This window comes from Metamycoplasma equirhinis (assembly GCF_006385185.1).
Classification (GTDB): Bacteria; Bacillota_I; Bacilli_A; order Mycoplasmatales; family Metamycoplasmataceae; genus Metamycoplasma; species Metamycoplasma equirhinis.
On sequence record NZ_VFIX01000037.1, the window covers coordinates 1 to 509 of the forward strand.

The following is a 509-nucleotide window of genomic DNA, read 5'->3' on the forward strand; positions in this document are numbered from 1 at the left end:
GCTTCCCCATCCGCTACCGAGCTCGCTACGTGAACGGCCAACTCAACATGTGCTTGGCCCGAATCGAGCGATTCTCCTCCAACGGGCTTGGCATGGCAATGCGTGCCTATGTGGAAGAACTGCGCGCTCGGGCATTGCAGCTCAACGAGCGGCAAGACGGTCTGTGGCACGGCAATGACTATGTGATCGCGGTCGAACCGATGTAGCACAACGCGGCTAGAGCCGTCGGGTGAGCGCGTCCGCCGCGGACAGCAGGTCGGCGGCCCATCGGACCCCCGGGCGGCGGCCCATCCGGTCGATCGGGCCGGACACCGAGATGGCAGCGATCACGACGCCCCGGCCGTCGCGCACCGGCGCCGACACGCTCGCCACGCCAGGCTCGCGTTCGGCCACGCTTTGCGCCCAGCCGCGCCGGCACACCTCGGCCAGCGCTCGGGCGCTGAACACCGCCTTTGGCAATACGGCCGCTTGGGTGGCGGCGTCGGTGTGGGCCAGCAACACTTTGGCGC

At 68.6% G+C, this 509-nt stretch carries 2 protein-coding genes; one reads left to right on the top strand and one right to left on the bottom strand.

Going from position 1 to position 509, the window contains the following annotated elements:
• A partial coding sequence (locus FJM08_RS08545; protein ID WP_211331347.1) for a hypothetical protein occupies nucleotides 1-206 on the top strand: 206 nt, incomplete at its 5' end.
• A 10-nt stretch (nucleotides 207-216) separates the two neighbouring features.
• Here the strand turns inward: FJM08_RS08545 and FJM08_RS08550 are convergent.
• Nucleotides 217-509 (bottom strand): IclR family transcriptional regulator domain-containing protein (locus tag FJM08_RS08550; protein WP_275576043.1); only part of this gene is annotated, 293 nt, incomplete at its 5' end.